We start from the raw sequence: 5,399 nt of genomic DNA, 5'->3' as shown, positions 1-5,399 counted from the left end.
CGACAAACGCGTCCGGCACTTTGAGATCCATGGCGCGCGCGATGTCGATATTGTGGGTCGAGAACGGGATCGACGTGTGGCGCCGCAGCTCGCGCATTGCCTCGATGGTTGCGACCGGATCCTCCCAGTTGCGCACGCCGAGGTCTTCCAGCGGCCTCGCCAGCTGCCTGGCGGTGGCGAGCGAATAGGCCTGGTTGGAATCGATGCGGATCATCGCATCGTCGCCGAGCTTGTCGCGGATCAGCTCGACCATCTTTAGCGAGACTTTCGGATCCTGCGTCGAGAACTTGCCCTCGAAGAAGGTCGTGCCGTGGCGCTCGTGGAGTTCGACGCAGTAATCTGCGACCGCTTCCGGCGTCTTCTCGCCCTTCACCTTCGACCCGTCGCCGCGCAGCGAGAAATAATCGGTGAAGGGGATATCCTTGCGCACCGCGCCGCCGAGCAACTGGTAGAGCGGCTGCTTCCAGGCCTTGCCGCGCAGGTCCCACAGCGCCATTTCGATGGCGCCGAAGGCCATGATGCGGATGCGGTCGTTGATCGACTGCACGCCGGTCCAGAAGGGCAGGCAGACTTGCTCCGCGCCGGCGATGTCGAAGGCGTCACGGCCGGCGAGCCTGGGTGCCAGCACATCGTCGATGACGGCAGCGGCCGCCGGCGTCGGTGCCTCGCCGAGACCGACAAGCCCGTCCTCCGTCTCGACCTCGACGATGGTGGGCGAGAAGCCGTCGAGCTCGCCGAACACCCAGACGTAGGGCGCTTCGAGCCTGTAGTTGATCGGCGTTGCCCTGACGCGCCTGATCTTCATCTCAGCCGATCTCGAAGAAAGGCTTGCCGAGCAGGTCCGGCACGACATCGATGCCGAGGCCGGGTCCATCGGGAATGCCCATGCGGCTGCCCGTCACGGGCGGCTTGTTGGAGGCGGTGCGCACCGTCACCCATTCGTGGAAGGCGATCGCATGCAGCCGGCGCTCCTCCGGCGTCGACAGCGACAGATGCGCCATGGCGGCGGTGTCGATCTCGGCGCCGCCGGTATCCTCGACCGTGATCATGAAGCCGAGATCGACCGCAACGTCACGGATCTGGCGGGTCTGCGTCACGCCGCCCAGCCGCGAGATCTTCAGCGTCAGCCCGTCGGCCGCGCCGCGGCGATGGATTTCCAGCATCTCCTGCAGCGAGGTAACGGACTCATCCAGCACCATCGGCTTGTCGAGCATGCGGCGCACCGACATGTTCTCCTCGATCGTCGTGCAGGGCTGCTCGAACGTGTAGTCGATGCCGCGTGTTGCGTCGGCGAACTGGCGCGCCTGGTAAGGCGTCCAGCCGGCATTGGCGTCGCAGAAGATCACCGTGCCCTTCGGCACGGCCGCGGCCACCGCGGTGACGCGCTCGATGTCGTCGCGCACATTGCCGCCGACCTTGACCTGCAGCCGGTGGTAGCCTTCGGCGACGATCTTCTTGGCAAGTGCCGCCATCTGGTCGACCGTGCCGTGGGTGACGACCCTGTAGAGCTCCGCCGTCTCGCTCTCGCGGCCGCCAAGCATCGTCACCAGCGGCACGTCGGCGGCACAGGCGGCGAGATCCCAGCACGCCATGTCGAGCGCGGCCTTGATGTAGGGATGGCCCTTGAACACCGTGTCCATCAGCCTGCCGATGCCGGCAAGCCCGCGCGGGTCGTGGCCGATGAGATGCGGCGCGATTTCCGGCACGCCCGCACGCGTTCCCGCCGGAAACGCGGCCGAGTAGAAATTGCCGAGCGGCGCCATCTCGCCCCAGCCGGTCACACCTGTGTCGGAAGTGATGGCGACGATCACCGCGTCGAAACAGTCGGCGACCCGCCCCTTCGACATGCGGTAGGGCCCGTCCACGAAGGGCTGCACGACATGGTAGGCTTTTATGCTCTTTATCTTCACGTTGGTGTCCGTTGTCAGCGAGGGAATGGTCAGGCGCCCTTCGACCCACGCTTTTCAAGGCCGCACGCGTAGGCAAGCAGCTCTTCGAAATCGAGGTCGATATGCTCGCGCGCGTGGCGCTGGGCGGCGCGCATGTCCGAGCCCTTGAGCAGCGCCACATAAGTCTCGTGCACGTCTTCTGCCGGCACCGGCTCGTTGCGGGCCCGCTGATGCAGGGCGAAATACATTTGCAGGCGACTGGTCAGCCGCTGCCAGGTCTCGAGCAGCACCGAATTGTCGGCCCATTCGTAGATCAGCCCATGCAGTTGTAGCGCCGTCTCGATCTGGCGCGTGGTGTCGAGCGCGCGCGTCGCCGCTTTGACCGTTTCATGGCGGCGGTCGAGCTCGTCGAAGAAGCGCTGGTCGCGCAGCGGCCAGGCGAGCTCGATGGCGAACTCGTCGAGCACCTTGTTGAGCGAATAGACGTCGATGATGTCCTTGGCGGCGACGTCGATGACGAAAGTTCCGGCATAGGGGATGCTGGTCAGGATGCCTTCCTGCACCAGCTCGCGCATCGCCTCGCGCAGCGGCGCGCGGCTCACCCGCATCTGCTCGGAAATCCTGAGCTCGTTGAGCTTTTGCCCAGGCTCCAACTGGCCGGTCAGGATGGCGCGCCTGAGCAGGGCGACGATCTCCGCCCTGCGCGTCGTATCCGCGATCGGACTGAAATCCAGTTTCGCCATGCGTCCCACTCCGGATGAACCGGCTGCAAGACAATCAGATTGTCGACAATCTAACAAGGGGCAATTTGCGAATTCAGGATTTTCATCGATGCTCAAGCCGCGCGGCCGTAGAAGCCGATGCGCTCCTCCTCGGTGAACATGACGCCGGGGCGCTCGTAGTAGGAAAACACCGCGATCATGCGCTCCCGCTCGCCTTCGACCGTGGTGACGCGATGCGCGGTGTTCTTGCCGCGGAAGACATTCAGCGTACCGGCCTTCATGCGCAGGATCTTCGCTTCCGGATCGCGCCCTTCGAGCAGCCTGGCGACGCCGTCGTAGTTCGGATCGTCGTCCGAACGCAGGTCGGTGCGGTATTCGAGGTCGCCGCCGCGCTCCGGAGCCTGGAGCAGCAGCGTCGTGGTGAATTCCGAGCGGTCGAAGTGCCAGTTCAACGCCTCGCCGGCCCGATAAGCCATGACATTGGCGCGGGCGAGCGGATCCTGCATGACATGCAATTGCGGCTTGTCCATCGTCACCGCCAGGAAACGCACCAGGGGCTCGTATTCGTAGATGGCGAGGACAATGCTGCCGGGAATCTGGTCGGCGCAGACCGTGTGGCTGATCGTCTCGACCTTGCGCAGCGCCGGATGGTCGGGCGAAAGCTCCGGGATCGAGGGCTTGAAGTAGATGTTGTGCATGCGCTTGTGCGTGTGCGAGCGCGTATCCATCACCGGCCGGATTTCCGCGACGGCCCTCTCGGCAACGCCCGGGCGCAGGAAGCCTTCCAGGTTGAACATGCCGTTGGCGTTGAGCGCCGCGGTCGATTCCTCCACAAGGCGCTGCCATTCTGGGCTGCCCTCGCGGTCGAGCGGGTAGCGGTCGAGGTCGAGAATGTCTTCGATCATTGTGTCCTCCAAAAATCTGAGGTCACTAGACAGCAAGGAAATCTTTCTCTCAACGCGGAAAATTGTTAGGCTTCCGCAAGAAAAACTTGGTGAAGGCCTATATGGAAAAGCTTCCGCCACTCAACGCGGTCAGGGCGTTCGAGGTCGCCGCCCGCGCCGGCAGCTTCACGCTTGCCGCCACCGAGCTCGGTGTCTCGTCGGCCGCGGTCAGCCAGCAGATTCGCAATCTCGAAGACTGGTTCGGCAAGCAATTGTTCGTGCGCAACGGCAACCGCATCACGCTCACCGATGCCGGCCATGCCATCTATCCGCAGACGGCGCGGGCGCTGGGCGAGATAGCCGCTGTCGGCCGGCGCATGCTGGAAGGCGGCTTGCGGACGCGCCTCGTCGTCAGCGTGCCGTTCTCGCTGGCCGAACTGTGGCTGGCGCCGCGCCTGGCCGTGCTGCTCGACGGCTTCCCGCAGATGGCGATCGATGTCCGCGTCGAGGACGATCCCGTCGACGTCGTGCGCCAGAACATCGACCTGCGCATCAGCTACGGCGACTACCACTATCCGGCGCTGAAAATGGTCCGCCTCGTCCATGACGACGTGCTGCCGGTCGCGTCGCCGGAGTTCTGGCGGCGCCACGGCAACGAGGCCCTCGATCTGTCGAACGCGCATGAGAGCCAGTTCATCCACACCAACTGGGGCCCGAACTACGCCTCGCATCCCACCTGGGCAGACTGGTTCGCGGCAGCGGGCGGCAACCGCGCGCCCGATCCTTCGCACGGTCGCCGCGTCGGCCTCTCCAGCCTGGCGATCGGCGCGGCGAAGCTGGGACTGGGAATCGCCCTGGGACAAAGGGTGATGGCCAGCGCCGACCTGCAAGCTGGACGGCTGATCGCGCTCTCGCCGGTTTCAGTGCGCCTCGGCCAGCCCTATTGCGCCTTCATGCTGCCGGCCAAGGCCGAGCGCGCGGACATTGCGGACTTGGTGGAGCTTCTTAGCAAAACGGCGCCCTCGACGTGGGAGTCGAGGGCGCCGTCGGACCGGGACTGATGGGGGTTATCAGCTGGCCGGTTTCGGTTGCGGCAAGGGAGAAACCGGCATTCCGGGTCCGATCTTCTGCAGATTGCCCGTGATCACCTGGTCGCTCTCGGAGATGCCGGAGGTCACGGAGATCAGGTCGCCGTCGGTCGGCCCGAGCGAGACCAGTTTCTGGTCGACGGTATTGCCCTTGCCGAGGACATAGAGGTATTTGCCGAGCTGGCTGGAGCCCAGCGCCACCTGCGGCACCATCAGCGTGTTGGGCTGTTCCTTCACATGCAGCCGCACGCGGACATATTGGCCTGGCAGCAGCCTGAACTTGGCGTTGCCGATCGTTGCGCGGGCCGTGATCGTGCCGGTCGAATGGTCGATCGTGTTGTCGATGAAGGTGAGCTCACCCTTCTGGCTTGGCTCGGTCTCGCCGGGCAAGAGCACGTCGACCGCGATCGGACCGGCCGCCTTGGCTTGCTCGATCTCAACGAGGTCGGTCTCACTCGGATTGAAGGTGACGTAGATCGGGTCGAGCTGCACCAGCGTGTTGAGCACGGTGCCGGCGACGCTCACCAGCGTGCCGACCGAGGCCTGGTTGCGGCCGATGCGGCCCGGGAAGGGGGCTTTGATTTCCGCATAGCCGAGATTGAGCTCAGCCGTTCGCACTGCCGCCTTGTCGAGAAGCAATGCCGCTTCGGCCCCGCGCAAGGTGCTGGTGCGCTGGTCGAAACTATCCTTGGCAAGATAGCCGCTCTTGGCGAGCTCGCTGCCGCGGCCGAGGTTCGAGCGCGCATAGTCGAGCGTCGCGGTATCGCGCTCGACCTGCGCCTTGGCCTGGTCGAGGGCTGCCTGATAGTCTTCCGG

General features: G+C 64.8%; 6 protein-coding genes. 1 reads left to right on the top strand and 5 read right to left on the bottom strand.

All coding sequences use genetic code 11. The features are described from left to right. The 4 genes from EOA38_RS26955 to EOA38_RS26940 all read right to left on the bottom strand — a co-directional run. A partial coding sequence (locus EOA38_RS26955; protein WP_127300664.1) for a mandelate racemase/muconate lactonizing enzyme family protein occupies positions 1 to 805 on the bottom strand: 805 nt, incomplete at its 3' end. Position 806: 1 nt separating this feature from the next. Further along, entirely contained in the window at positions 807 to 1,910 is a 1,104-nt protein-coding gene (locus tag EOA38_RS26950) for a mandelate racemase/muconate lactonizing enzyme family protein (protein ID WP_126095348.1), read from the bottom strand. Between the two features lie 29 nt (positions 1,911 to 1,939). Continuing rightward, the gene (locus EOA38_RS26945; RefSeq protein ID WP_127300663.1) at positions 1,940 to 2,632 is read right to left on the bottom strand and encodes a GntR family transcriptional regulator; all 693 of its coding nucleotides are present in this window, start codon (positions 2,630 to 2,632) and stop codon (positions 1,940 to 1,942) included. Between the two features lie 92 nt (positions 2,633 to 2,724). Then, on the bottom strand, positions 2,725 to 3,516 hold the full coding sequence (locus EOA38_RS26940; RefSeq protein ID WP_245464766.1) for a 2OG-Fe(II) oxygenase: 792 nt from the start codon (positions 3,514 to 3,516) through the stop codon (positions 2,725 to 2,727). A 101-nt stretch (positions 3,517 to 3,617) separates the two neighbouring features. On the opposite strand from EOA38_RS26940, the gene EOA38_RS26935 reads away from it, so the two are divergent. Continuing rightward, complete coding sequence (locus EOA38_RS26935; RefSeq protein ID WP_126095346.1) at positions 3,618 to 4,556, top strand: LysR substrate-binding domain-containing protein; 939 nt, start codon at positions 3,618 to 3,620, stop codon at positions 4,554 to 4,556. 9 nt (positions 4,557 to 4,565) lie between these two features. On the opposite strand, the gene EOA38_RS26930 is transcribed toward EOA38_RS26935, so the two are convergent. Continuing rightward, positions 4,566 to 5,399 (bottom strand): efflux RND transporter periplasmic adaptor subunit (locus tag EOA38_RS26930; protein ID WP_127300662.1); only part of this gene is annotated, 834 nt, incomplete at its 5' end.

Source organism: Mesorhizobium sp. M1E.F.Ca.ET.041.01.1.1 (genome assembly GCF_003997355.1).
Classification (GTDB): Bacteria; Pseudomonadota; Alphaproteobacteria; order Rhizobiales; family Rhizobiaceae; genus Mesorhizobium.
Note: the sequence above shows the minus strand (reverse complement) of the source record. Positions and strands in the feature narration are given on the sequence as shown.

Coding starts and splice junctions, on each gene's coding strand:
- EOA38_RS26945 (WP_127300663.1), bottom strand. CDS start 2,632: ATGGCGAAACTGGATTTCAGTCCGATCGCGGATACGACGCGCAGGGCG.
- EOA38_RS26940 (WP_245464766.1), bottom strand. CDS start 3,516: ATGATCGAAGACATTCTCGACCTCGACCGCTACCCGCTCGACCGCGAG.
- EOA38_RS26935 (WP_126095346.1), top strand. CDS start 3,618: ATGGAAAAGCTTCCGCCACTCAACGCGGTCAGGGCGTTCGAGGTCGCC.